Here is a 24,458-nt window from a genome sequence, read left to right as displayed (position 1 = left end):
CCAGTCCCTGACCGGGACACGTTGCCGGCTCATACCTGCCCTGACCGCTGTCGCGTGCTCAACGCGCCACGCCACTCACTCACAGGACCCAAGCTGCCATGACTTTTATCCTCAACGGCCGCCACCTTTTACTGGATCAGCTGCCGCCAGACACACCTCTGCTGTATGCCCTGCGCAACGACTTGGGCCTCAATGGCCCCAAGTACGGCTGCGGCCTGGGGCAATGCGGCGCCTGCACGGTGCTGGTGGACGGTGTCGCCGCCCGCTCCTGCACCCTGCCGCTGTCCAGCGTGCAGGACAAACAGGTCACCACCCTGGAGGGCCTGGCGCAGGAAGAGCGCCTGCACCCGGTGCAACAGGCGTTCATCGATGAGCAGGCCGCGCAATGCGGCTATTGCAGCAACGGCATGATCATGACCCTGGTGGCGCTGTTCGAGCGCGAGCCCGAGGCCGACGAGCAACGGATCAAGAACGAGCTGGCCTACAACCTCTGCCGCTGCGGCGCGCACTTCGAGATCCTGCAAGCCGCGGCCAGGGCCCGTCAGCTGCTGGCAGAGCGGGGTCGAGCATGAACGACCTGCCGTTGACCCGTCGCCGCCTGCTCCAGGCCGGCGGCCTGATCATGATCAGCACCCTGCTGCCCAAACCGCTGCTGGCCATGGCCGAAACCCGTACTACGACCCCGTTGCCAACGGACCCGACGCCGGACCATGTCGACAGCTTTATCGCCCTGGGCGCCGACGGCCGCGTGACCGCGTTCTGCGGTCATGTCGACCTCGGCACCGGGGTGCGCACGGCGCTGGCGCAGATCGTCGCCGACGAGCTGGATGTCGACTTCGAGCAGGTGCGGATGATTCTCGGCGACACCGCCAGCACCCCGGACCAGGGCCCGACCATCGCCAGCGCGACCCTGCAGGTCAGCGCCCTGCCCCTGCGCCAGGCCGCCGCCCAGCTGCGCCAGTGGCTGCTGGAAGGCGCGGCGGAAATCCTCGACCAGCCGATTGCCGGGTTGCGGGTTGAACGAGGGCAGATCTACGCCAGTGCGCACCCCAAACGGCGCCTGAGCTACGCCGAACTGGCCCGCGGACAGGACCTGCACCTGCCCCTGGACCCACATGTAAAACTCAAGGCCGTCGGTGCCGGTCGTTATGTCGGCCAGTCCACCCCGCGCGTGGACATCCCGGCCAAGGTCAGCGGCCAGTTGACCTATGTCCACGACCTGCGCCTGGACGGCATGCTCCACGGTCGCGTGGTACGCCCGCCCTACCCCGGCGCCGATGCCAGCGCGCCCTTGGGCCATGCGCTGATCGCGGTGGATGTGGCGTCCATCGCGCATTTGCCGGGCATCGTCAAACTCGTGGTGATCGGTGACTTTGTCGGCATCGTCGCCGAGCGCGAGGAGCAGGCCATCGACGCCATGCGCCAGCTCAAGGTCCAGTGGAAAACCTGGGATGCGCTGCCCGACCTGCGGCAAGATGCGCTGCACAAGACCCTCCTGGCCCACCCCAAGCAGGACCGCGTGCTGCGCGACGATCCCGACATCGACAGCAGCCTGGGCACGCTCAACAGCCCGCTCAATGTCGACTATGTCTGGCCTTACCACCAGCATGCCTCCATCGGCCCGTCCTGCGCGGTGGCGATGATCGACGCCGAACGCGCCGAGGTCTGGACCGGCAGCCAGAATCCTCATGACCTGCGCAAGGACATCGCCCTGCTGCTGGGGCGCACACCGCAACAGGTGCAGATCAATCGCATGGAAGCCTCGGGCTGTTACGGACGCAACTGCGCCGACGATGTGGCCGCCGACGCCGCCCTGCTCTCCCAGGCAGTCGGGCGGCCGGTACGGGTGCAACTGATGCGCGAGCAGGAGGCCGGTTGGGAACCCAAGGGCACCGCGCAGCTGATGCAAGTCCGCGGTGGCCTGGACGGCAAACGCGAAGTGGCCGCCTACGAATTGAAAACCTGCTACCCCTCGAACAACGCCCGGACCCTGGCGCTGCTGCTCACCGGCACCGTCGCCAACCGCCCCGACATCCAGCAGATGGGCGACCGCACGGCGATCCCGCAATACCGCTTCCCGCAAATGCGCATCGTCTGCCAGGACGCCGCGCCGATCGTCCGCGCCTCGTGGATGCGCGGGGTTTCCGCGCTGCCCAATGTCTTCGCCCATGAATCCTGGATCGACGAACTGGCCTACATCGCCCAGCAGGACCCGATCGCCTTCCGCCTGCGCTACCTGGACGACCCGCGCGCCCTGGCGCTGATCGAGGCACTGAAAAAACAGGCCGACTGGCAGGACGGTAGCGCCCACCGCCACCCGGCGCCGCCGTCGCAGGAATGGGTCAAGGGTCGGGGGTTTGCCTATGCCCGGTATTTCCACAGCAAGTTCCCCGGCTTCGGTGCCGCCTGGGCCGCGTGGGTCTGCGACCTGAGCGTCAACCGGCGCACCGGGCAGATCCGCCTGGACAAGATCTTCGTCAGCCACGACTGCGGGCGCATGGTCAACCCGGCCGGCGTCCGTCACCAGGTGCACGGCAATATCGTCCAGTCGTGCAGCCGGGTGCTCAAGGAATACGTCGGCTTCGACCCTTGCGGCAGCACCTCCCTGGAATGGGGCGGCTATCCGATCCTGCGCTTCGACGAGTTGCCCGAAGTGGATGTGCAACTGCTCGACCGCCCGGAAGAACCGTCCATGGGCGCCGGCGAGTCGGCCTCGGTACCCAGCGCCGCGGCCATTGCCAACGCGATTTTCGACGCGGTCGGCGTGCGCCTGCGGCAAGTGCCCTTTACCCCGGAAAGGCTGTTGCAAGCCTTGCAGCAAGCCCCCGACGCTGACCACCCTGGCCAGGAGGCCCACCCATGAGCAAACTCAAGACCCTCGTCGGCTGGAGCCTGGCCGCCTTGAGCCTGGCCGTCACCGCGGGCGTGTTCATCAGTTGGCAGCCGGCGATCGCGCCGCTGGACAATCACGACACCCAGTACTTCAGCCATGCGCAAGTCGCCAAGGGCGAGCAACTCGCGGCCCTGGGCGATTGCGCGGTCTGCCATACCGCGCCGGGCGGGGCGCGCAATGCCGGCGGCCTGGCCATGCGCATCCCGTTCGGCACCCTGTACAGCACTAACATCACCCCCGATCCGGAGACCGGGATCGGCAGCTGGTCCTATCCGGCCTTCGAGCGCGCCATGCGCCACGGCATCGACCGCAGCGGGCGTTACCTGTACCCGGCGTTTCCCTACACCGCCTTCACCAAGACCCGCGACGAGGACCTCAAGGCGCTCTACGCCTACCTGATGAGCCAGCCGCCGGTCCGCCACCAGCCACCGCAGACCGACCTGCATTTCCCCTTCAATATCCGCCCGGGCATCCTCGCCTGGAACTGGCTCTACCTCAGGCCCGGCGCCATGGCCGACGAGCCCGGGCGCAGCGCCCTGTGGAACCGTGGCGCCTACCTGAGCGAGGGCCTGGGACATTGCAGCGCCTGCCACTCGCCCCGCGATCCGCTGTTTGGCGAACGCGGCGGCCGGCACCACCTGAGCGGCGGTGTTGCCGAAGACTGGAGCGCCCATGCCCTGGCCGGCGGCAAGGCGCCGCTGGCCTGGACCGAGCAGGACCTGCTGGACTTCCTGCGCCACGGCTACAGCCCGCGCCACGGCGTCGCCGCCGGCCCGATGGCGCCGGTGATCCACGAAGGCCTGGCGCAACTGCCGGAGGCCGACCTGCAAGCCATCGCCCATTACCTGTCCAGCCTGCAGCCGGCCAGCGCCACGCAAGGCAGCGCCGACACCCTGAACCACCAGGCCGAGCAACGCACCGAGCCCCTCGGCTCCCCCGGCGCCCGCCTGTTCTCGGGGGCCTGCATGGCCTGCCACGCCCAGGAAAAAGGCCCGACCCTGACCGGCGTACGCCCCTCCCTGGCCCTCAACAGCAACCTCTACGCCGACAACCCCGACAACGCCATCCGCGTGATCCTCGAAGGCATCGCCCAACCGGCCAACCCGGAACTGGGCTACATGCCCGCGTTCCGCCACAGCCTCGACGACCAGCAGATCGCCGACCTGCTGACCTTCCTGCGCCAGGACCTGGCAAGCCAGGCGCCCTGGAAAGACGTGAAACAACGCGTCAGCCAGATACGCGCCAGCCTGCCTCCCGGCTGACCTACTCCCGGCCATGAAAAAGCCCCGCATAAGCGGGGCTTTTTATCGGTTCTGTCTGGTGCTCAACAAGGTGGGGCATCACGCTTTGAAGCCCGGCAAACCGTTCGCGGCCCGCCACGCTTTCACCTCACTCAATACCGCCTCAGGACTGTCTTCAATACCGTTTTGATCCGGGTAGTAAATGAGTCCATAACCCGCCGGATGCCCGGTGACTTTCTCAAAATGATCGGCCAGCGTACTCAGATACTTTTCGAGTTGGGGCCCTTCAAGGTCGTTGGTTTCACTGAAGAACTCATTGATCAGCTGTAGGAACTCACACTCTGTGTAGTGCTCGATCCGAGCCTTATCTAAAGACATGGCAGCTAACCTTGAGCAAGATTTTTGGAGGTCTCACTTTTGATGAATGTGATATCAGACACTCGCCCTCTCTTTTGATCATCACTGCTTGAATCCCGGTAACCCATTCGCCGCACGCCACACCTTCACAACTCGCGTGATGTCTTCGGCGGTTCCCTTTGAACCGTCCTCCGGGTAGTAAATCAAATCGGTGCCGCCTGGGTGACCGGTAATCTCGCAGAATTCCTCTAGAAGATCGTCAAGCACATCGTCGGTTGCGGTCTTGTTAGCAGCGAGCAGTTCTTTCAGATAGCTGACAAATTCGTCTTCGGTAAAGTCAGTGATGCTGTTCTTCATTGATAAACGTCATCCTTTTCGGTGAATGTCGATGTGATGTTTCGGGGTAACGACACTCAGGTTGTCGACATCATAGAGGCTTCCACCCTTGGCAATATGATCAAGGTGGTGCAGCTCAAATGATCCGCGCTTTCCTGCCCTGTCCCTGTAGCGTGCCTTTGGTGCACTGCCCGCTCGCATCCGGTCGATATTGTTGTCTGTGAACTGCCCTGCAAACTCAGGACAATTGGCGATAGCTTTCCACAGGGCTCGCCTGAAGCTATTGAAGCTGCCGAAACTTTTCCCGCGCAGTTGCGTGGCAATCACTGCAGGTACAGGTGATCCCAGCCCAATACCAGCACCGGCAAGCCAGATGCCCATGGCATCTTTACCCTCGCCAGTAACAACGCCCGGATTGAACCGGACATTCATTACAATATAGAGCGGCTGTACTCCCGAACCAGGCGGGAACACCAGAATGAAGTCCTGGTACTGCGGCGGATAGAGCGGATTGACGATGATGGTATCCGCCTGTTCGGTGGGCGGATAAATCCAGATGGGGGGCGCTTGCGGTGCGGCCTCTAACGGCGGGATACCCGAGGTGCTGGAGGGGTCGACCGCTGGCGTCCAGATCAGGGTGACGCCATCGCCGAAGTCGGCCACCTGCAGCTGATCCCGGGCCTGAAACCGGACCACGGGGATCATTTCCCAATCGCGGCGCTTCTCGGTGTTGTAGCCATAACCCTTGAGCGTGCCATCGGCTTGCTCTTCGATATGCAGTCGAACCCGGGTCCGGCCTTCTTTGAGCGACTTGAGCTGTTCCTCCGTATACAAAGCGCTATCGCCCAGGCTCGACGGCACGAGCATGGCGATAACACCGAGCAGGCCTCCCGCAACCACACCAGAAGTGAAGGCACCGCTGGCGGCCGTGCCGCAAAGACCACCGCACGACGCACCAACAGGCACCAGTGCATTGGCGCCGAGCATGAGCCCACCTAACGCGGGAGGCACACTTCCACTGATCCTTCCGAGCCTGAGGTTTCCCGCCGCATCGGTTTCACGCCCACCCAACAACGCAAACTCGCCGTACTCCTTGACGGCCTCAGTGGGGATGAAAGAGCTGGCGTAGTTGATAACCCCGTCAGCCAGCTTGCAGGGTTTGGTAAAGGTGCATCCAGCGTTAGCCAGTTTGGTTTCTGCTTTCGCTGGAAGATCCTTGTACTCAGCCCAACGCTGGGCCCCCAGATCGACCGGTTCGATACCCTTGTTGCGATAGCCCTTCGGGTTATTGGCGACGTAGCCACTCATCCATGTTGCTCCCCATTCCCCCAGAAAACCTCGCCCTGGCTATGCCGGGTGCGAGGCCTCCTAACTTGGCGAATCGGGTGGTTCCTGGAAACTTGGAGAACTCTGAGATTGACGCTGACCGGTCTGAATGACCTGTAGTCCAGATTCCGGTCAGGGCCTGCGGACCAGCAGCAGTAATGGCGCTCGCTGCCTATCGGCAAGCAGGCGCCCCTCCCCCGTTACTTATGAAACGTCTGCCCCAACGCCTCAAGCCGGATCGCGATCGGTGGCAGGCGCTGGCTGCTCAGGGCCAGGTTGCCCATGTCGTCGGCGGTGTTCTGGGCGATGGCCTGGACTGAGTGTAGGCGGCCGACGATGTCGAGGCTGGCGCTGGATTGTTCGCGGGTGGTGCTGACGATGCGGCCGTTGAGTTGGTCGATATGGGAGATGTCGGCGCCGACGGCCTGGAACATCGCGGAGGCCTGGCGGCTGTCTTCGACGCAGCGCTGGGCGCCTTCGTGGCTGTCGTGCATGGCTTCGGCGGCCTGGCGGCTGCCCTGTTGCAGGGCTTCGATGATGGTCTTGATTTCCTGGGTGGACAGCGCGGTGCGCTGGGCCAGGTTGCGCACCTCATCGGCGACCACGGCGAAACCGCGGCCCTGCTCGCCGGCGCGGGCGGCCTCGATGGCGGCGTTGAGGGCCAGCAGGTTGGTCTGGGCGGCGATGCTGCCGATCACCTCCAGCACGTTGCCGATCTGCTGCGCCTGCCCCGCCAGGCGTTGCACGGTTTCGTTGGTGCCGTTGATGCGTGACGCCAACTGGGTGATTTCCGCCTGGGCGCGATCGACGCTTTGCTGGCCGCGGCTGATTTGCGCGCTGGCCTGGCCGGCGCGCTCGACCGCCTGCTCGACGTGCACGGCGATGTCGCCCATGGCATCGCCCATACGCTGCATGGAGCCGGTCATCTGGGTGATTTCCGTCAACTGGTGCTGGGCGCCCTGCTCCAGGGTCTGGCTGGTTTTCGCCAGGTCCTGGCCCAGTTCGCGCAGGCCATGGGTGTCACGCACCACGCCATCCACCAGCGCGGTGATCTGCTGCATGAAGTGGTCGAAACGCTGGGCCAGCGACACATGCACCTTGCCGCTTTCGCCCTGATGAACCTCGACGGTCAGCTGGGACGTGGCGGCGAGCATCTTGTCCAGCATGTCCTGGCTCTCCACTGCGTCGGCATGGCTGTGCAGCGCCAGGTACAGCAGAATCACCGTCTCCACCACCACATAGAAGGCGTGCACCGCCACCATGCCGAAACCGCCGTGATGGGCCATGACGTAGACAGGGAAGCCCTGGTGCTGCAGCACATGAAACACCACGTGATGCAGGGCGATGGTCACCGCCGCCAGCAGAATCGGCAGCCAGTCGCGATAGAAGGTCAGCACCGCCAGCAGCACGAAAATGCCGAAGTGCGCTTCGATCAGGCCCTTGGCCTGGTTGATATGCAGCGCCGCCATGAGCATGAAACCGATGGCGATGCAGCAGCGCATCAGGCGCGTGCCGCTGATGGCGCGGTACAGCAGGCTCAGCACCAGGGTGGTGCCACCGCCCACCAGCAGCGCCTGGGTGAAGGTGTCGTGCCAGAACGCCAGGCCCAGCGCATAGGCGAACATCAGCCAGATCAGGCCCATCATGATGCGGTCGGCTTTGCGGTAATGCTCGAGAAAACGCGGGGGGAAAGCCATGCACTCTTACTCCATGTACGTGACGGGAAGAAAAACGGCAGAGGGCAAAACGAGGTGACCGCCTTCGGCGGGCGGTTCAGTCAGCAACGATAGTGGCAAATAGCCAAGTTCGCCTTTTCAACTATCGACATGACCAGGGCTTTCTTGACGCCGGGCCATGGGGAATCGGGCCGCGGGTGGGCAAAGTCGGGAGATTGGCGGGAATGCCATGAAGGGCGGAATGGGTGGGGGGAAGAGCGACCGCGGCGAGACGGATCCCGCCGACGCGCCACCCGATAGGGCGACGCGCAGCGGTCCGGATATTGTCAGAAGGTCACGCTGGCGCTCAGGCGTGCGGTGCGTGGTTCACCGACGTTGACCTGCAGCTGGCTGCCGGTGGACGACGGGTAGTACTGCTTGTCGAACAGGTTGTCGACATTGAACTGCAGGCTGGTTTTATAACCGAACAGCGGCGATTCCCAGCGCACGAAGGCATCGGCCACGGTGTAGCTGCTGAGCCAGAAATCGTTGGCGTTGTTGGCTGCGCGCTCGCCGACATAACGGGCACCGCCGCCCGCGTGCCAGGCGCCGAATTCCGCGGGCACGTTGAGGTGGTGGCTCAGGTACAGGCTGGCGGTGTGCTTGGGGGCGTTGGCCAGGCGGTGACCTTCGTTGCTCGGGTCGTCGAGGATTTCCGTGTGGTTGTAGGCGTAGGTGCCGATCAGGTCCCAACGATCGGCGATGCGCCCGGTGACGTCCAGTTCCACGCCCTGGGAACCGACCTTGCCGGCGGCTTCCGAGAGGCTCACGCCATTGACCGTGGTGGTGGTCACCACGTTCTTCTTCTCGATGTCGTACAGCGCCAGGTTGATGTTCAGGCCCGGCAGCGGATCGTACTTGGCCCCCACCTCGTAGCTGCGGCCCTCTTCCGGATCGAAGGTCTTGCCGGCATCGTCGACATCGGTGTTGGGCTTGAACGAACGGCTGTAGTTGCCGTACAGCGACAGGCTGTCGGTGGCCTTGAACACCAGGCCGAGGAACGGCACGAAGGTGTCGCCGTTGCTGTCGCGGTTGACCTTGTAGCTGCGGCCCAGGCCCTGGTCGCTGTACTGGTCGTAATGCTGCTGGCGACCGCCGAACACCAGGATCCATTGGTCGTCCAGGTGCCAATTGTCCTTGAAGTACACCGAGCTCGAGGTCAGCTGGTTGCGCAGGTTGCTCTGGGTGGCGCTGACCAGGCTCGGCTCGGCCAGCTTGCCGTAGACCGGCGAGGTGATGTTGAAACCACCCTGGGCGGTGTTGCGGTAGGTCTTGCCGCGGTATTGGTCGGAGTGCTCGCTGTCGACGCCCACCAGCAGGTCATGGCGCTGGCCGAACAGCTCCTGCTGGCCGATGAAGTCCCAGCTGGCGTAGCGGGTTTCGTCGTCGTAGTGGGCACCGTTGGCGGCCCGGCGCAGGGTGTTGCCGGTCAGGCTGTTGGGCTGGGCGATCGACAGGCTGTAGCGGTCGTTGTTCCAGCCGTAGGTGACACGGGTTTTCCAGTCATCGCTCAGCTGGTACTCGAAGCGCGCGCTGGCCACTTCGCGGATGCCGACGCTTTTCGCCCAGCGTTCGTCCAGGCGCTTGTCGTAGTCGATGTCCGCCGGATGCCCGTTGGTGAACACCGTGCCGCGGTCGAAGGGGCTGGAGTAGTCGTTGTATTCGTAGTTCAGGGTCAGGCTGGCGCGCTCGCCGGTCCAGGTCAGCGACGGCGCCACCAGGGTGTGCTCGTTGACCCCGTAGTTGCGCCAGTAGTCCTCATGGCCGCGCTCGGCGATCAGGCGGTAGGCCAGGCCGGTATCGCCCAGCGGCCCGGTGGTGTCCAGGGCCATGGTGCCGCCGCCTTCGCTGTAGGCCGAGCCGCTGAGCGTGGTGCTCTGGGAATATTGCGGCTGCTTGCTGATGATGTTGATCAGCCCGCCCGGCTCCAGCGCGCCGTAGAGCATCGACGCCGGGCCCTTGAGCACTTCGACCCGCTCGGTGGTGGCGCTGAAGTTCTGCCCCAGGTTGGAACGCACGCCATCGCGCAGGATCGAGCCGTCGTCGTTGGTGCCGAAACCGCGCTTGACCAGCGAGTCCCGGGAACCGCCCAGGGTGTTGCCCTGGCTGACGCCGCTGACGAACTTCATGGCGTCGTTCAGCGAGCGCACCTGATAGTCGGCCAGGGTTTGCTGGGTCACCACGTTGATCGACTGCGCTTCCTCCTTGATCGGCACATTGCTTTTGCTCGCCGTGCTGGCTTGCGAGGTGGTGTAGCCGGTGTCCTGGCTGAGGCGATCGGCCTGGATATCGGTGGTCGGCAGTTCGACCGCCTCCTGTGCCCACAGCGGGCTGGCGACCAGGCAGCAGGACAGTGTCGGCAACAGGCGTTTGATCAGGGTGTTACGGCGGGCACGCGGACAGGATGACTTCAAGGTGTGCACTCAAGGGAGGGAAAGACATGAATAGCAATGATTATCATTGTAATCAGCGCCCGATTCTCAGTAAATCCCCTTCCCCACGGGAGTGGGCGCTTTTTTAATCCTCCTCCCGGGCAACACCGGGACTGATGGCCAGTCAGCCTGTCACTGCGCCACAGCCTGGGTCAGGTGATCGATCAGGGCCCGCGCCGCCGTCGACAGCTGGCGGTGCGGCGGGTAGATCACCGAAAAGGGTCGCGAACGGCCGCCCGCCTCCGGCAGCAGCGCCACCAGGCGGCCGCTGGCGATCCGTTCGCGGACGATGAACTCGTAGGTCTGGCAGATGCCCATGCCGTGCTCGGCCAGGGACACGATGCCCAGCACATCGTCGGCCACCTGGATATTCGCCTGGGGTGTCCACTCCAGGTCCCGTCCCTGCTCGCGCAGCAGCCAGGCACCGACCCGGCCGCTGCTGGGCATGATGAACGGCAGGCAGGCATGGGCCGCCAGATCTTCCAGCTGCCGCGGCGTGCCGGCGCGTTGCAGGTAGTCGGGGGACGCCACCAGGCACAGCGGCGCGTCCTCCAGCTTGCGCCCGATCAGGCCGCTGTCGGGCAACTGGCCGAGGCGGATCGCCAGGTCGTAACCCTCGGCCACCAGGTCGACATTGCGGTTACTGATGCTCAGCTCGATGCGCACCTGCGGGTATTGCCGGGCAAAGCCGCCGAGCAGCGCCGGCAGCCGGTAATGGCCGTAGGTGGTTGGCACGCTCAGGCGCACCCGGCCGTTCAGCTCGCCGTCCTGGCCCTGGATGCTGCGCTCCGCGCCGTCGATCAACTCGAACGCCGCGCGCGACTGTTCCAGGTACAACAGGCCGGCCTCGGTCAGGCTCAGGCGCCTTGTGGTGCGCCGCAACAGCTGCACGCCCAGGCGCGCCTCCAGTCGGGAAATCGCCCGGCTGACCACCGACGGGGTGGTGCCCAGCGCCACCGCGCCAGCGCTCAACGAGCCCTTCTCCACCACGCTGACGAACACCTCGACGTCAGCCAGATAATCGAATCGGCGACTCACCTTAACCTCCAGGGAACAAGTGATTTCCAGTGGCGCGAGTTTATCGCCCACAGAGGCATGAATACAGTGAATCACCCGTCGGCCACCGCCGGCTCCCTGACCTCACATACTGGAAACCCACATGCGCCCACTCAGCACCCTCGCTCTTGCCATGAGCATTACCGCCGCCACCTTCAACGCCCAGGCCGGAAACGTCCTGGTGGTGCTCTCGGACTCCGACCACCTCGACCTCAAGGACGGCAAGGTGTTTTCCACCGGCTTCTACCTCAACGAACTGATGCAACCGGTGAAGCAGCTGCTCGACGCCGGCCACTCGGTAACCTTCGCCACCCCACAGGGCAAGGCGCCGACCCTGGACCGCTCCTCCACCGACAAGATGTACTTCAACAATGATGTCGCCGCGCTGCAGGCGCACCAGGCGCTGCTCGAGCAGTTGAAAATCACCTCCCCCGGCGAATCGCCGGTGATCAGCCTGGCCCGGGTCGAGCAGATCGGCTACGAGCATTTCGATGCGCTGTACGTGCCCGGCGGCCACGCACCGATGCAGGACCTGCTGCACAGCCCCGAGCTGGGCCGGCTGCTGAGCAACTTCCATCAGAACAACAAGACCACCGCCCTGGTCTGCCACGGCCCGATCGCCCTGTTGTCGACCCTGCCCCAGGCGCAGGACTTCACCCGACAGCTGGCCAGCGGCGGCAAGGCCAGCGCCCCGGGCTGGATCTACGCCGGCTACCAGTTCACGGTGATCAGCAACCAGGAAGAGGAATTGGCCAAGGGCCTGCTGGGCGGCGGCGCCATGCGTTTCTATCCGCAAACCGCCCTGGAACAGGCCGGCGGCCTGTACCGCAGCAACCGCTCGCCGTGGAGCGAAAACGTGGTGATCGACCGCGAGCTGGTAACCGGGCAGAACCCGGGCTCGGCCCAGGGCGTGGCCAAGGTGTTGCTCGAACGCTTGCAGGAGCGCGCCGGCAAAGGCGCATAAAAGGCGCATAAAGAGCGGCGGATCCGACGAGCTGGCATGACGCCGGCCGTCTGCCGCGGCACTTGTTGTCTACGCTCAAATGGCTAGCCCGAAAGGAATCCCGTACTCGCCAGGAGGTGCCCATGAGCAAGACGCCAGATGCCGTTGCCAGTGCCCGCAGAAGCAACATGGCCAAAGCCCTGGAGCGCTGGAACCAGCAAGCCGGCACCCGCACCGCATCGCTGTCGCGCATCCGCGAACTGGGCCCGGGCGCTGGCGACTCACCGCAGCAACTGGCCAAGTGGGTCGCCCGCGAGAACGCCCGTGCCCTGTTGACCCGGGCCGGGCTGGAACGCCGGATCGGCACCTGGGACCCGACCTTCTACGCCCCCAGCGAGGCCGCCCGCCAGGCGGCAAGGCCGGTGGCGCGGCTGGTCAATGCGCCACGCCCGGGCACGGTGGTCGAGGGCTTCGCCACCGGCTTCCTGGTCTCGCCCAGCCTGTTGCTGACCAACCAGCATGTGTTCCCCCGGTATGTGGATGCCGTGGACTGCGCCGCCAACTTTCTCTACGAAAGGCAGGAGCGCGGCATCAACGAAGGCACCTACTTCAACCTGCAGCCGGACCAGTTCTACTTCGCCGACGAGGCGCTGGACTTCTGCCTGGTGGCCATTTCCACACAGGGCACGCGCGGCGAGGCACTGTCGGACTACGGCTGCATCCGCCTGATCGAAGCCACCGGCAAGACCCTGCGTGGCCGGCCGATGAACATCATCCAGCACCCCGATGGCGGCCCGCGCCAGTACGCCACCACCCACAACCGGCTGCTGGACATTCTCGACCAGGGTTTCCTGCATTACGAAACCGACACCGCTGAAGGCGCCTCCGGCTCCCCGGTGTTCAGCGACAACTGGGAGCTGATCGCCCTGCATCACTGCGGCATCCCCCGGACCGACGCAGCCGGCAACATCCTCAAGACCGACCACAGCCTCTGGAACCCCGAAGGGGACGAGGAAAGCACCGTGGACTGGGTGGCCAACGAGGGCACCCGGGTCAGCAGCATCGTCGGGGCGCTCAAGGCCCTGCAACTGAGCGGCAGGCCGGCCGAGCTGCTGGCCCAGCTCATGGAGCAGACCGCCGATCCGCTGGCCGCGCTCAGCGTCAACGAAGCAGTGGCCGTTACGCCGCTCCGCCCAGGCCTGCCCGATAGGTCGCAGAACATCTTTCATATCTCCGGCCCCACCACCATCAACATCCTCAGCCATGCCGCGGACAGCCCGGCAAGCATTACCTCCAGCCTGAGCGTGGCGCCGGCCGAGCCGGCATCAACCGACTCCGCTCCGGCAGTCGCGGCCCTGGAAAAGACCCTGACCTTCGACCTCGACTACGAGGCCCGCCCCGGCTACGACCCGGACTTTCTCGGGGTGCCGGTCCCGCCGCCCTTCGTCGAGGGCGCCCAGCTGGCCCAGCTCTACCGCGTCGGCGACTACCGCGAACATGCCGCCTCGGCGCGCAATGTGCCGGCCATGAGGCTCTCCCACCTGGACGACGACGCTCCGCTGGAGCTGCCCTATCACCGCTATTCGCTGGTGATGAACAAGAAGTACCGCATGCCGATGTGGGCCGCCTCCAATGCCGACTACCGGCCCGAGGTCCGGGGCGATGCGCGGGGCCGCCGGGGCTTCGGCGGCGAAAGCTGGCGCCTCGACCGCCGGGTGCCGAGCCGATTCCAGCTGACCAACAGCGACATCTACGCGCCGGCCGGCAACTTCGATCGCGGCCATATCGTGCGCCGCGAAGACAGCTGCTGGGGCCAGCCGGGAATCGACACCGAGTACGCCAACGCCGACACCTACCACTGGACCAACTGCACGCCGCAACACGAGCTGTTCAACCAGGAAACACCCGACGGCGCCGAATACCGCAATCGCAAAGGCATATGGGGTTACTTCGAGGGCGAGCTGGCCGAACAGATCGAGGCCGGGGGTGGCCAGGCCGTCATCTTTGCCGGCCCGGTGCTGGGGGACTCCTGTGTCGAGCAGGACTTCGGCAAGGGCCCGGTGCACTACCCGACCCGCTTCTGGAAAATCGTCATCGTACCCAAGGACGAATCGCGAACCCCGGAACTGTTGGCCTATGGCTTCCTGTTCGATCAGAGCGAGGTGATCAAGGAGTTCGGTCTCGACGTCCAGGAAGCCGCGCTGGACCTGGCCAAGGCCTTCCAGAAGCAGAGGGCGACGCTGGCGGACATCTGCCAGATGGCGGGCATTTCCCTGGCCCCCTCGATCATGGCCGCCGACCAGCACAAGCCGGGCTGAGCGTGCGGCTCAAGGGCTGAGCGACCGAGCGGCCTCAGCCCTGCCCCAGGCGCTCGCGGACCAGCGCCTGGGCGTTGCGGGTCATCTGGTCCAGGTGACGGTCGCGCTGTTTTTCGGCATCGAGCATCGCCCGCTTGCCATGCTTTTGCAGCAGGTAGCTGTGGATCTGCCGCACCTCCAGCGAGCGATAGATCGGCGCCGTGTCCAGCAGGCCCATCAAACCGTCGGTGGCGTGATCGCGGGTGTTCATCAGCACCTGCGGACCGCGCACGCCCAGCACCTGGAAGCCCAGCGCCTCGAAACAGGGCACCTTGCCTGCCGCGCAGGTCAGTTCGGCATGGGGGTAGCGCTCGCACATCCGTGCCAGCAGCGAACGGGCGATCCCCTGCCGGCGATGGCTGGCACGCACCGCCATATAGGCCACGCCGCACGCCTCGGGATCGTCCTTGACCGGCAGGTACAGCACAAAACCCAGCACCTGTTCCGGATCATCATCGTCAGTGGCCACCAGCAGCTCCACGGCGATGCCCCGGGAGCCGTCCAGGGCCTGCAGGTACAGATGCACTTCGTAGCCGATGGCGTACTGGTAGATGTTGTACAGCAGGTTGCTGGGCGGGATCGCTACCGCGCTGATGTCGGTCAGGTAGTCGACCACCATCTGCAGGATCTGGCTGTTGACGGCCTCCGGGCACGGGGTCTGGAAGTGGCTGATGGTGGGCATTGCGCGCAAGGGCTCCAAAGGTTGAGGCACGCCTGGGACAGCAGGCGTCGGCGGCGGGCCGGGCATGATACTCCGCCCGCGTAGTTGACGCAGTCCCTGTAGGAGCGAGCTTGCTCGCGATGCAGCGTGCCAGCACGGACGCTATCGCGAGCAAGCTCGCTCCTACAGATGGCCTGGGTAAACCGGTTTAGCGGGCGCTGTCGCCTTGCGGCTTGTAGAACAGAAACTTCCGGGTCTCGGCGGTCTTGCGGTATTGCCTGGCCCAGGCGGGCCGCACGCGCCGGTCGTGGAAATACAGGGCGCCGTGAGTGCGGTCCGGGAGTTGCTGGTTGAGCGCCTTGCGCGCGATTTCCTTGGCCGCGATGTAGGGCTCATCTTCCTTCACCTGGTCCGCACGCCCGTCGCACCACCAGGAAAACTGGCAGGCACGCTGCTGCGAACCCTGCTTGACCACCGCGCACACCGTATCCGGAAACCCCTCGTGACCGACCCGGTTGAGCACCACGCTGGCCACGGCTTCCATGTCGGCGGCGGCCCCGCCCTTGGCTTCCCAGTAGATGGAGCGCGCCAGGCAGGTGATGGCATCGTCCAGCGGCGCGGCGCCGGCCGGGTCCACCGCCTGGGCCTCGGGAGGGGTAATGGTTTCGCTGCGGGGCGCCGGCTGCTGGTCCGCGGCTTTCTGCTCCAGGACCTGGGCCTTGTCCTCCACCACTTCGGGGTTCGCTCTTTCACCCGCGGCCATCGCCAGCCCCCCGCACAGGAGGATCAGGAGACCGCCGGCAATCGCTGTCGGGCGCATGCTCGCACCTTCGCCAAAAGCCCGATCCGGGCACGGGAAAGCCGCCGCCAGCCTGCCGGCTGGCGCGGCTGGAATTGAGTGTAGTTCGCCGCCGTCCGCCCGTAACCGGCGCCACGCCGGCAACAGCAAGAATGGATAACGGCGCCCGTTTTCGGCAAAAAGACCTTGCGCCGACCGGGGCGAAATCGCGCATCATGGGCGCAATTCGCTCAAGGGAGACCTCCATGCGCTGCCTATCCTCCGCTCTGCCACTGACCCTGCTGTCGTCCCTCCTGTTGTCGATGAGCATGGCCTTCGCCACCACCGCCGTGGCGAGCGACGAGACGCAACTGGTGACATCGATCAACAGCTACCGCAGCCAGGCCCAGCGCTGCGCCGGCCAGGTGTCCCAGGAGCTGCCGCCGCTGGCCGCCGACCCGCGCCTGGTGCTGCCCGCCAACAGCATCGGCAACCTGCAGCAGGCCCTGGCCAGCAGCGCCTACCCGATGGTCAATGTGCAGGCCATCAGCCTGTCCGGGCCGCGCGATGCCCAGGCGGCCATGAAGGCGGTGCGGGAAAGCTTCTGCCAGGTGGTGCTGGACCCGCAGTTCGTCGATATCGGCGTCAGCCGCACCGGCCAGGATTGGCGCATCGTCCTCGCCCGGCCGCTGCTCACCGCACGCCTCGGCGACTGGCAGGCGGAAGGCCAGAAACTCCTGGAAAGCCTCAACAGCGCCCGCGCGCAACCACGCCAGTGCGGCAACCAGATCTTCGCCGCCGCCACCCCGCTGGCCTGGAACGCCACCCTGGCCAGCGCGGCCCAGGACCATACCCGGGACATGGCCAACCACAACTTCTTCGATCACAAGGACCGCGACGGCCGTACCCCCGGCGACCGCGCCGAACTGGCGGGTTATGCCGGCCAGCAGATCGGCGAGAACATCGCCGCCGGCCAGGACAGCGTGCGCAAGGTGGTCGATGGCTGGCTGGCCAGCCCCGGCCATTGCGCCAACCTGATGAACCCGCAATACCGCGAGCTGGGTGCGTCCTATGCGGTCGATCCGAAAAGCGATGCCGGCATCTACTGGACCGCCATGTTCGGCACCCCTTGAAGGCCTGACCGACCTTGCCCAAGGGCGCCGTGATCGGCGCCCTGCCCCCTTATCGGCCAGCCCCGCGATGCCCCCGCCGGGGAACTAAACTGACTCATCTACCGACCAGGAATCGCTTGCTCCGGGCGTCCCCGGAACCCGCGCGCAGCCTCGCCTGCCGCCATGGGTTCGACGCCCAGGCCCGATGGCCTGCCTCACCTTCCTGACGGTAGGCACGCCCCCCGCCCACGCGGGAGGCGTCCGTGCATCAGCTCTTCAAAGCACAGGCCTGGCTTGCCAGACCCATTCCTTCGGCAGCGCCGGGACATGGCCTCCTCGCGTGCGTCGCGTATCTCCATCCGGCCACTGCCGGGCCGTCTGCGACAGTGACCCTCACAGCGGAGGACAAGGCCATGGACGAAGCCAAGCTCAACGATTTCATGGGCAAACTGGTGTCAGACATGGGCGGCGCAGCCATGCTCGCCAATATGATTCTCGGCGAAGAACTGGGCCTGTACCGGGCCATGGCCGACAGTCGTTTCGTCAGCCCCGAAGCGCTGGCCGCCAAGACCGGCTGCAACGCGCGGCTGCTGCGCGAATGGCTGAGCGCCCATGCCGCGTCCGGCTACATGGAGCACCTCGACGGCCAGTTCCGCCTGCCGGAAGAACAGGCCCAGGCGCTGGCCATCGAGGACTCGCCGGTGTACGTGGCCGGTGGCGCCGTGGTGGTCTCCGCGCTGTTTCACGACAAGGACAAACTGCTGGCGGCGATGCGCGGCGACGGCGCCCTGGCCTGGGGCGATCACCACCCCTGCATGTTCAGCGGCACCGAGCGTTTCTTCCGCCCCGGCTATCGGGCGCACCTGGTGGCCGAGTGGCTGCCGGCCCTGGACGGCGTGGTGGAAAAACTCCAGGCCGGGGCCAAGGTGGCGGACGTCGGCTGCGGGCATGGCGCCTCGACCGTGATCATGGCCCAGGCCTATCCCGCCTCGCAGTTTTTCGGCTTCGACTACCACCAGCCTTCCATCGCCACCGCGACGCAACGCGCCGAGGAAGCCGGGGTGACCGGCCGCGTGCAGTTCTCCCAGGCCAGCGCCAAGACCTACCCCGGCAACGACTACGACCTGATCTGCTTCTTCGACTGCCTGCATGACATGGGCGACCCGGTGGGCGCCGCGCAACATGCCTTCCAGGCGCTGAAAGACGACGGCAGCGTGCTGCTGGTCGAGCCGTTCGCCAACGACCGACTGGATCAGAACATCACCCCGGTCGGCCGGCTGTTCTATGCCGCCTCGACCTTTATCTGCACGCCCAACTCGCTGTCCCAGGAAGTTGGTCTGGGCCTCGGTGCCCAGGCCGGCGAAGCGCGCCTGCGCCAGGTCTTCAGCGAAGCCGGCTTCAGCCAGTTCCGCCGGGCCGCGGAGACGCCGTTCAACCTGATTCTCGAGGCACGTAAATAAAAACGCAGTCCTGTAGGAGCGACGCTTGCTCGCGATGAACTTGAGGGCGGCGCGCTTACCCGGTCGATACGCGTCATCGTTAACGACCATCGCGAGCAAGCTTCGCTCCTACAGATGTGTGTTGTTGATTCAGATGTTGCATGCCAATAAAAAACGGCACCCGGGCAGATCCCGGGTACCGTGCTTCTGTACAACGATGGATAGCGCCTTACGCCGCCGGCAGATCCACCAGCACCACCGCCTGTTGCCCTACGCACAACAGCCGGCCGCCGTGATGGGCCACATACTCCCGGGCTTCGTCCGGCGACGAGAACCAGCAGTTGAGATGGCCCGCCTGGCGGTAGACCAGTTCGAAGTGCTGCAACTGCTCGGGCGCCAGCTCGTCGAGGGCCTGGCGGTAGCTCTCCCAATGGGCAAAACCGGCCTCGCTGGCCAGGGTGCGCAGCAGGTGTTTGCGCTGCACCTTGTCGCGCTGTCGATACAGCTCAGGCAACGACAGGCCAGGCAAACTGTTGCTCGCCAGCAAGCGCCGCAGAATCGGCAAGGCGCTGGCCAGCGAACCGCTGGTGGCGGTGCGATGCAGGCGTTTGGCTTCGCGCAGTACCAGGCTGGCGGCCTGACTGGCGGGTGAACGGGGAACGGATTTGTTGATAGGCATACCAACTCCAAGAGAATCGGCCTGCTCGCTATTGGCCCGGAGGGGGTATGCAAGCGTGGTGCTTGCGGGAATTGAAGGTGCTTGCGCTTTCGCGAGGTGGGCGCCCAGGAAGCCCGGTCGCCATACTAACCAATCCATCCCGGGCTGCCCATCCCCGCTTCAGGTCTTCCAGCCCGGCTGTTTCTCCAGCAGGAAGTCGATAAAGGCGCGCAGGCGCAACGGCACATGCCGGCTGTGGGGATACAGCAGGCTGAAGGGCCGCGAACGGCCACCGTAAGGCTGCAGCACCTCCACCAGCGACCCTTCGGCCAGCTCGCGCTCGACCATGAAACGGTAAGTCTGGAACAGGCCGGCGCCATGCCTGGCCAGGGTCACGCCCCCCAGCAGGTCCTCGGAGCACACGTAGGCCCCCTCGGCGAGCACTTCACAGGGGCCGTCGGGGCCGTTGAACAGCCAGGCGATGCGCCGGCCGCTGCTGGGCAGCTCGAACTGGATGCACTCGTGCTGCGCCAGGTCGTCGAGCCGCTGCGGGGTACCGGCCCGCGCCAGGTAATCCGGGGCGGCAAACACCACCAGTTCGGCGTCCTCCAGCAACCGCGCAACCAACCCGGAATCCGGCTGCGCGCGCACCCGGATCGCCATGTCGTAGCCCCCTTCGACAAAGTCGATATTGCGGTTGCTCAGGTTGACCTCCACCCGCATCTGCGGGTAGCGCCGGCGAAACTCCGGCAGCAGCGGCAGGATGCGCAGATGGCCGTAGGTGGTCGGCAGGCTGATGCGCAAGGTGCCGGAAGGCGCCAGCTGCTGCCCGGTCAACTGGCGCTCGGCCTCGAGCATCTGGTTCAGCGCGCTGCGGCATTGCTGGTGATAGTCGCGCCCGCCGTCGGTCAGGCGGATGCTGCGGGTGGTGCGCACGAACAGGCGGACGCCGAGCCGCTCTTCCAGGCGCGACACCGAGCGACTGACCGCCGCCGGCGTGACCCCGGCCGCCAGCGCCGCGCCGGTAAAGCTGCCGATCTCCGCCGCCATGCAGAACAGCTCGATGCTGCCCAGCAGCACATCGTCGAATTGCCGACTCATTGATTACACCATGTATCAAGTGAAGTACCTGTGGCGCTATTTATCAGTATTCGGCACACAAATATAGTTCTGCCCAACAGCGCTGGAACTTCTCTCAACGCAGAACAGGACTATCACCATGAGCCTCAACCTGAACCCCAACAGCACCGTCATCATCACCGGCGCCTCCAGCGGCATCGGCCTCGGCCTGGCCCAGGCCTACCTGGCCCGCGGCTACAACGTGGTCGGCAATGCCCGCTCGGCAAAGCGACTGGCCGCGGCGGCCGAAACCCTGGGCCACAGCGAGCGTTTTCTCGGGGTAGAAGGCGACATCGCCGACCCGGCCACCGCCACGCAACTGGTCGAACGCGCCATCGACCGTTTCGGCCAGGTCGATGTGCTGGTCAACAACGCCGGCTTCTTCCTGCCCAAGGCGTTTATCGACTACAGCCCCGAGGAGCTGGAAAGCCTGCTGGAGACCAACCTCAAGGGCGTGGTCTACGCCTCCCAGGCCGCCGCGCGGCACATGATCGAGCGGCGCCAGGGTCGCATCATCAACATCAGCGCCAGCGTCGCGCTGCAACCGAACCTGGCGGTCCCGGCGGCATTGCCGGTGCTGATCAAGGGCGGCGTGAACCAGATGACCCGCGCCCTGGCCCTGGAGCTGTCGCCGTTCAACATCCAGGTCAACGCGGTGGCCCCGGGGATCATCGACACGCCGATGCACGACCCGGCGCACCGCGCCTTCCTCGACGGCCTGCAACCGGCCGGACGGGTCGGACGCATCGAGGAAATCGCCGACGCGGTGCTCTACCTGTCCGGCGCCGGCTTCACCACCGGCGTGGTGCTGCCGGTGGACGGCGGCATGAGCAGCGGCAAATGGTAAACCCGGCGGGAGGCCCGCGTGCCTCCCGTCCCTTGCAACCTCCATCCTTTCCTTAGGAGTAATGCCATGCCTTTCGTCAACGTCCGCATCACCCGTGACGGCGTGACCCGCGAACAGAAAGCCCAGGTCATCCGCGAGATCACCGAAACCCTGCAACGGGTGCTGAACAAGGCCCCGGAACTGACCCACATCGTCATCGAGGAAGTCGACACCGACAACTGGGGCTACGCCGGCATGACCACCACCGAATACCGCCAGCGAACGGCGCAATGAAAAAAGGGCGGGCCAGCATCTGGTCCGCCCTTTGTTCCTGGCGTTGAATCGATCCGCGACCTGTCGATACGCCGTGACGCCCGCATCCTCAAGCCCTGCGCCGAGCCTTATACTGTCGCCCTTCCAGACCCGGAGCAGACCACATGGACGTCGTTCTCGAATGCCCGCTCACCGAACAGATCCTTGCCTCTTACGCCACGGTGATCGGCAAGGACCTGCCCGGCTATCGCAATCATATATATCGCGTGCTGAGCTTCTACACCGCGCTCAACCCGCAGGACCGGCCGCTGTCCTCGGCGGTACAGGTCGCCGCGGCCTTTCATGACCTGGGTATCTGGACTCATGGCACCCTCGACTACCTGGCGCCGTCGATCCAACTGGCCCGGGCCTTTCTGGCCGAGCGCGGCGAATCGCTGCTGGATGAGCAGGTCAGCGCGCTGATCGAGCAGCATCACAAACTGCGCCCCTATCGCCAGGCCCACGCCGCGAGTGTCGAAGCGTTCCGGCAGGCCGACACGATCGACGTCTCCCTGGGCCTGCTCAGCTTCGGCCTGCCCCGCCCGTTTATCCGCAAGGTCCAGGCACGCTACCCCGACCAGGGTTTTCACTGGATGTTGGCGCGCGCTTCGGCCCGGCAGTTGCTGCGTACGCCGCTGCGGCCATTGCCGATGTTCCGCTGGTGATGCCTCAGGCATTCACCAGCATCTTGAACCCGCCATAAATCATGCGCTGGCCGTCGAACGGCATCGGGCAGGCGTCGGGCTTGAGCCGCGGGTCTTCCATGGCTTTTTGCATGCCCGCGTCGCGGATTTCACGGGACGGCCAGATGATCCAGCTGAACACCACGGTCTCCTCCGCCTTGAGCTTGACCGCCATGGGGAACGAGGTCAGCTTGCCCTCGGGCACATCGTCGCCCCAGCAATCGACCACGCTCAGGGCGCCGAACTCCTTGAACACCTTCGCCGCGGTCTCTGCATGCTGCTTGAAGGCCTCACGGTTGGCGGTGGGTACCGCCAGGACACAACCATCGACATAAGACATGATCCTGCTCCTGCTGATTGGGGTTGGACATCAAGGCCCGACCTGGGTATCGGTCGCGGCTTCTGGGAACTGGTCGATCCGCATCGCCGACAATCGACAGGCCGGCGCGAAAAAAACCGGGAGACCGACCGACGGGCTTTATGGCTCCGGTTGCCAACCGGTTTCCGGGGCGCTCAGGCCCGGCGTGGCAGGCGGATGCACGGAGCCTGGCACGGTCTCCAGCGGAGGGTTCGGCACCGCGCTTTTGCCCAGCTCGCCCTCGACCTGTCCGGCCAGGTAATACACCCCGGCCATCACCCCGTTGCCGGTGTTGTTCAACAGCTTGAACCAGGCCTGATCGAACGCCTTGCCCAGGCTCTGGCGAATCTGCGCCTCGGTCTCGGCCCGGTCGCTCTCATGGGCGATCGCGCGAAACCCTGCGGCCCCCAGGGAGATCACCGCCCCGGCGACCTTGCCGGCCACCGCCGAGGCGGCGCCGGCAATGCCACGGCCGGCCATCTGCGCTTCGAATTTTTCGCTGGCCTGCCTGGCCACCGAGACAATCCCCGCCTCGGACGACACCTCGCCGGTGCCCGCGGGGGCGCTATGGATCTGCTGGTACAGCGCCGAGTAGGCCGGCAGCGTGGTCAAGGGCTTGGCGTGCAGCACCTGGTACAACGACGCATCGCGCGCCGGCGGCGGCCCCAGGCGAATTGCCTGGATGCCATTGAGCCGTTGATCGAGCTGCTTGGCCGGCAGCCGATAGCGCTGGGCAATGACCTGCACCTGCTTGTCCAGCAGCTCGACATAGAACTCCGTGGCCTGGTTGAGAATCGCATCCGGGTCTATCTCCACCGCCACCGGCGCCAGTACCTGTTCCTGATACTGTTCCTTGAGGTAGGCCGCCAGCCGCGTCGCCGCCGCGTCCTCCTCGTCGCCGGCGGTGAGGCTGTACCAACTGACTTTCATGGCCATCCATTCCTGGGTCCAGTAACTGCTGAACCAGGGGATGAAGGTTTCTTCGGTGACTGCGTAGACCCGCACCCGCCAGTGCTCCATGGAGCCGCGGGCAAACACCTTGACCTGGATCACCGCCTCTTGCGAAGCCTGGGCGATCTCGCGGTCCACCTGGCGCCAGGTGCTGGGCGGCACCACCACCGGCGCCACCGCCTCGCGGACGCGCTGGGTCGCGGCGCACCCGGCCAGCACCAGCAGCATCACGACGATCAGCGCACGCAGGTACAAGATGGCAACCCTCGCACAGCGTCGACCACGGCCACCCGCCCACGACGGGGCAGGCTTCAACCGGGTACCACACGACCATGCCTGGGTTGAGTATAGGTGCTGGGGTCTGCGCCCCAGGCTCGAGAAGGGGGTCGCGACGGCGTATCCGACCAGCCGCTTGCTTGTCGGCGACGCGGTATCTGCAACCAGCAGGGTCACTGTAGGAGCGAGCTCGCGATAGGGACAACAGGGTGTGTCTGACGCTCCACGTCGCCCTTGGGATTTTTCGCGAGCAAGCTCGCTCCTACAGGCTCGGGTCAGCCGCGGTCAGCGTGGACCGCCGCCGGGACCTCCGCCAAAACCGCCATGCTGGCCGCCACCGCCACCGCCATGACCACCACCACCGCCGCCACCCGGCGGGAAGAACATCCAGCAGCCCGACAGGGACGACAACAAGGCGATCACTACCGCCACTTTTGCAACTCGACTCAACATCATCACTTCACTCTCTTTCAGGACGAGAACCACAAGTTTCTCGCCGTTTCAGACAGCGTTTGCGCGACATCGAGCAGCGCATGAAGGTAAAGAATGGGTAAGGGTTGTATCGAAAAACCCACAGATTTCCGGGGATTCACGCGTTTACTCAACAGCAGCGAACGGCAGGCCCGCAG

At 65.3% G+C, this 24,458-nt stretch carries 23 protein-coding genes; 10 read left to right on the top strand and 13 right to left on the bottom strand.

From position 1 onward, the window contains the following. Nucleotides 1–98 precede the first annotated feature (98 nt). Genes J4D28_RS24925 through J4D28_RS24915 form a run of 3 tightly spaced genes read left to right on the top strand, consistent with a single transcriptional unit; the run spans nt 99 to nt 4,155 of the window. Complete coding sequence (locus tag J4D28_RS24925) at nt 99–572, top strand: (2Fe-2S)-binding protein (protein ID WP_101282876.1); 474 nt, start codon at nt 99–101, stop codon at nt 570–572. Then, a complete protein-coding gene (locus J4D28_RS24920; RefSeq protein WP_103331633.1) occupies nt 569–2,863 on the top strand; it encodes a molybdopterin cofactor-binding domain-containing protein in 2,295 nt (764 codons plus the stop codon). The genes J4D28_RS24925 and J4D28_RS24920 overlap by 4 nt, the downstream gene beginning before the upstream one ends. Then, nucleotides 2,860–4,155 (top strand): cytochrome c, encoded by a 1,296-nt coding sequence (locus J4D28_RS24915; RefSeq protein ID WP_103331632.1) that lies wholly within the window; start codon nt 2,860–2,862, stop codon nt 4,153–4,155. Before J4D28_RS24920 ends, J4D28_RS24915 begins: the two co-directional genes overlap by 4 nt. 78 nt (nt 4,156–4,233) lie before the next feature. Here the strand turns inward: J4D28_RS24915 and J4D28_RS24910 are convergent, their stop codons facing one another. From J4D28_RS24910 to J4D28_RS24885, 6 genes are all read right to left on the bottom strand, one after another. Further along, entirely contained in the window at nt 4,234–4,512 is a 279-nt protein-coding gene (locus J4D28_RS24910; protein ID WP_016702320.1) for a bacteriocin immunity protein, read from the bottom strand. 81 nt (nt 4,513–4,593) lie between these two features. Then, on the bottom strand, nt 4,594–4,848 hold the full coding sequence (locus J4D28_RS24905) for a bacteriocin immunity protein (RefSeq protein WP_103331631.1): 255 nt from the start codon (nt 4,846–4,848) through the stop codon (nt 4,594–4,596). Nucleotides 4,849–4,857: 9 nt separating this feature from the next. Further along, a complete protein-coding gene (locus J4D28_RS24900; protein WP_103331630.1) occupies nt 4,858–6,135 on the bottom strand; it encodes an S-type pyocin domain-containing protein in 1,278 nt (425 codons plus the stop codon). A 218-nt stretch (nt 6,136–6,353) separates the two neighbouring features. After that, complete coding sequence (locus tag J4D28_RS30760) at nt 6,354–7,046, bottom strand: methyl-accepting chemotaxis protein (RefSeq protein WP_223815629.1); 693 nt, start codon at nt 7,044–7,046, stop codon at nt 6,354–6,356. A 1,109-nt stretch (nt 7,047–8,155) separates the two neighbouring features. Continuing rightward, entirely contained in the window at nt 8,156–10,282 is a 2,127-nt protein-coding gene (locus tag J4D28_RS24890; RefSeq protein WP_103331629.1) for a TonB-dependent siderophore receptor, read from the bottom strand. A 150-nt stretch (nt 10,283–10,432) separates the two neighbouring features. After that, nucleotides 10,433–11,338, bottom strand: a complete 906-nt coding sequence (locus J4D28_RS24885; RefSeq protein ID WP_103331628.1) for a LysR family transcriptional regulator — start codon at nt 11,336–11,338, stop codon at nt 10,433–10,435. A gap of 121 nt (nt 11,339–11,459) precedes the next feature. On the opposite strand from J4D28_RS24885, the gene J4D28_RS24880 reads away from it, so the two are divergent. Both J4D28_RS24880 and J4D28_RS24875 read left to right on the top strand, forming a co-directional pair. Further along, nucleotides 11,460–12,320, top strand: coding sequence for a type 1 glutamine amidotransferase domain-containing protein (locus J4D28_RS24880; RefSeq protein WP_103331627.1), 861 nt, complete (start codon nt 11,460–11,462; stop codon nt 12,318–12,320). Between the two features lie 122 nt (nt 12,321–12,442). Continuing rightward, nucleotides 12,443–14,617 (top strand): DNA/RNA non-specific endonuclease, encoded by a 2,175-nt coding sequence (locus J4D28_RS24875; protein WP_207246466.1) that lies wholly within the window; start codon nt 12,443–12,445, stop codon nt 14,615–14,617. A gap of 34 nt (nt 14,618–14,651) precedes the next feature. Here J4D28_RS24875 and J4D28_RS24870 read toward each other — a convergent pair whose 3' ends face one another. After that, nucleotides 14,652–15,338 carry a GNAT family N-acetyltransferase gene (locus tag J4D28_RS24870; RefSeq protein WP_103331625.1) on the bottom strand — a complete coding sequence of 229 codons (687 nt, stop codon included), beginning with the start codon at nt 15,336–15,338 and terminating at the stop codon, nt 14,652–14,654. 187 nt (nt 15,339–15,525) lie between these two features. Continuing rightward, nucleotides 15,526–16,137, bottom strand: coding sequence for a cell wall hydrolase (locus J4D28_RS24865; protein WP_103331624.1), 612 nt, complete (start codon nt 16,135–16,137; stop codon nt 15,526–15,528). A gap of 281 nt (nt 16,138–16,418) precedes the next feature. Here J4D28_RS24865 and J4D28_RS24860 point away from each other — a divergent pair, with 281 nt between their 5' ends. Both J4D28_RS24860 and J4D28_RS24855 read left to right on the top strand, forming a co-directional pair. After that, on the top strand, nt 16,419–17,228 hold the full coding sequence (locus J4D28_RS24860; protein ID WP_371920949.1) for a CAP domain-containing protein: 810 nt from the start codon (nt 16,419–16,421) through the stop codon (nt 17,226–17,228). 392 nt (nt 17,229–17,620) lie between these two features. Then, a complete protein-coding gene (locus tag J4D28_RS24855; protein ID WP_038577600.1) occupies nt 17,621–18,667 on the top strand; it encodes a class I SAM-dependent methyltransferase in 1,047 nt (348 codons plus the stop codon). A gap of 208 nt (nt 18,668–18,875) precedes the next feature. Here the strand turns inward: J4D28_RS24855 and J4D28_RS24850 are convergent, their stop codons facing one another. Further along, entirely contained in the window at nt 18,876–19,325 is a 450-nt protein-coding gene (locus J4D28_RS24850) for a hypothetical protein (protein WP_103331623.1), read from the bottom strand. A 159-nt stretch (nt 19,326–19,484) separates the two neighbouring features. Continuing rightward, nucleotides 19,485–20,405, bottom strand: coding sequence for a LysR family transcriptional regulator (locus tag J4D28_RS24845; RefSeq protein WP_041988223.1), 921 nt, complete (start codon nt 20,403–20,405; stop codon nt 19,485–19,487). 118 nt (nt 20,406–20,523) lie between these two features. On the opposite strand from J4D28_RS24845, the gene J4D28_RS24840 reads away from it, so the two are divergent. From J4D28_RS24840 to J4D28_RS24830, 3 genes are all read left to right on the top strand, one after another. Beyond that, nucleotides 20,524–21,270 carry an SDR family NAD(P)-dependent oxidoreductase gene (locus J4D28_RS24840; RefSeq protein ID WP_103331622.1) on the top strand — a complete coding sequence of 249 codons (747 nt, stop codon included), beginning with the start codon at nt 20,524–20,526 and terminating at the stop codon, nt 21,268–21,270. Nucleotides 21,271–21,336: 66 nt separating this feature from the next. Then, nucleotides 21,337–21,543, top strand: coding sequence for a 4-oxalocrotonate tautomerase family protein (locus J4D28_RS24835; RefSeq protein ID WP_007922853.1), 207 nt, complete (start codon nt 21,337–21,339; stop codon nt 21,541–21,543). Nucleotides 21,544–21,686: 143 nt separating this feature from the next. Beyond that, a complete protein-coding gene (locus tag J4D28_RS24830) occupies nt 21,687–22,226 on the top strand; it encodes a phosphohydrolase (protein WP_041988228.1) in 540 nt (179 codons plus the stop codon). A 4-nt stretch (nt 22,227–22,230) separates the two neighbouring features. Here the strand turns inward: J4D28_RS24830 and J4D28_RS24825 are convergent, their stop codons facing one another. The 3 genes from J4D28_RS24825 to J4D28_RS24815 form a co-directional block, all read right to left on the bottom strand. Beyond that, entirely contained in the window at nt 22,231–22,584 is a 354-nt protein-coding gene (locus tag J4D28_RS24825; RefSeq protein ID WP_028682047.1) for a DUF1428 domain-containing protein, read from the bottom strand. Between the two features lie 138 nt (nt 22,585–22,722). After that, nucleotides 22,723–23,808: a hypothetical protein gene (locus tag J4D28_RS24820; RefSeq protein WP_009049921.1), complete on the bottom strand. Its 1,086-nt coding sequence runs from the start codon at nt 23,806–23,808 to the stop codon at nt 22,723–22,725. A 306-nt stretch (nt 23,809–24,114) separates the two neighbouring features. Beyond that, entirely contained in the window at nt 24,115–24,285 is a 171-nt protein-coding gene (locus tag J4D28_RS24815; protein WP_177477915.1) for a hypothetical protein, read from the bottom strand. Nucleotides 24,286–24,458 lie beyond the last annotated feature (173 nt).

The organism is Pseudomonas sp. GW531-T4 (assembly GCF_017349615.1).
In the GTDB taxonomy this organism is placed as follows: Bacteria; Pseudomonadota; Gammaproteobacteria; order Pseudomonadales; family Pseudomonadaceae; genus Aquipseudomonas; species Aquipseudomonas chlororaphis_I.
The sequence above is the reverse complement of the archived record's forward strand: the minus strand, read 5'-3'. Positions and strand labels throughout refer to the sequence as shown.

Excerpts from the sequence above, each read along its gene's own strand:
- J4D28_RS24925 (WP_101282876.1), top strand. The coding sequence starts at position 99 with ATGACTTTTATCCTCAACGGCCGCCACCTTTTACTGGATCAGCTGCCG.
- J4D28_RS24855 (WP_038577600.1), top strand. The coding sequence starts at position 17,621 with ATGGACGAAGCCAAGCTCAACGATTTCATGGGCAAACTGGTGTCAGAC.
- J4D28_RS24825 (WP_028682047.1), bottom strand. The coding sequence starts at position 22,584 with ATGTCTTATGTCGATGGTTGTGTCCTGGCGGTACCCACCGCCAACCGT.
- J4D28_RS24840 (WP_103331622.1), top strand. The coding sequence starts at position 20,524 with ATGAGCCTCAACCTGAACCCCAACAGCACCGTCATCATCACCGGCGCC.
- J4D28_RS24875 (WP_207246466.1), top strand. The coding sequence starts at position 12,443 with ATGAGCAAGACGCCAGATGCCGTTGCCAGTGCCCGCAGAAGCAACATG.
- J4D28_RS24815 (WP_177477915.1), bottom strand. The coding sequence starts at position 24,285 with ATGATGTTGAGTCGAGTTGCAAAAGTGGCGGTAGTGATCGCCTTGTTG.
- J4D28_RS24850 (WP_103331623.1), bottom strand. The coding sequence starts at position 19,325 with ATGCCTATCAACAAATCCGTTCCCCGTTCACCCGCCAGTCAGGCCGCC.
- J4D28_RS24845 (WP_041988223.1), bottom strand. The coding sequence starts at position 20,405 with ATGAGTCGGCAATTCGACGATGTGCTGCTGGGCAGCATCGAGCTGTTC.
- J4D28_RS24830 (WP_041988228.1), top strand. The coding sequence starts at position 21,687 with ATGGACGTCGTTCTCGAATGCCCGCTCACCGAACAGATCCTTGCCTCT.
- J4D28_RS24870 (WP_103331625.1), bottom strand. The coding sequence starts at position 15,338 with ATGCCCACCATCAGCCACTTCCAGACCCCGTGCCCGGAGGCCGTCAAC.
- J4D28_RS24835 (WP_007922853.1), top strand. The coding sequence starts at position 21,337 with ATGCCTTTCGTCAACGTCCGCATCACCCGTGACGGCGTGACCCGCGAA.
- J4D28_RS24865 (WP_103331624.1), bottom strand. The coding sequence starts at position 16,137 with ATGCGCCCGACAGCGATTGCCGGCGGTCTCCTGATCCTCCTGTGCGGG.
- J4D28_RS24910 (WP_016702320.1), bottom strand. The coding sequence starts at position 4,512 with ATGTCTTTAGATAAGGCTCGGATCGAGCACTACACAGAGTGTGAGTTC.
- J4D28_RS30760 (WP_223815629.1), bottom strand. The coding sequence starts at position 7,046 with ATGGGCGACATCGCCGTGCACGTCGAGCAGGCGGTCGAGCGCGCCGGC.
- J4D28_RS24905 (WP_103331631.1), bottom strand. The coding sequence starts at position 4,848 with ATGAAGAACAGCATCACTGACTTTACCGAAGACGAATTTGTCAGCTAT.
- J4D28_RS24915 (WP_103331632.1), top strand. The coding sequence starts at position 2,860 with ATGAGCAAACTCAAGACCCTCGTCGGCTGGAGCCTGGCCGCCTTGAGC.
- J4D28_RS24900 (WP_103331630.1), bottom strand. The coding sequence starts at position 6,135 with ATGAGTGGCTACGTCGCCAATAACCCGAAGGGCTATCGCAACAAGGGT.
- J4D28_RS24860 (WP_371920949.1), top strand. The coding sequence starts at position 16,419 with ATGAGCATGGCCTTCGCCACCACCGCCGTGGCGAGCGACGAGACGCAA.
- J4D28_RS24920 (WP_103331633.1), top strand. The coding sequence starts at position 569 with ATGAACGACCTGCCGTTGACCCGTCGCCGCCTGCTCCAGGCCGGCGGC.
- J4D28_RS24880 (WP_103331627.1), top strand. The coding sequence starts at position 11,460 with ATGCGCCCACTCAGCACCCTCGCTCTTGCCATGAGCATTACCGCCGCC.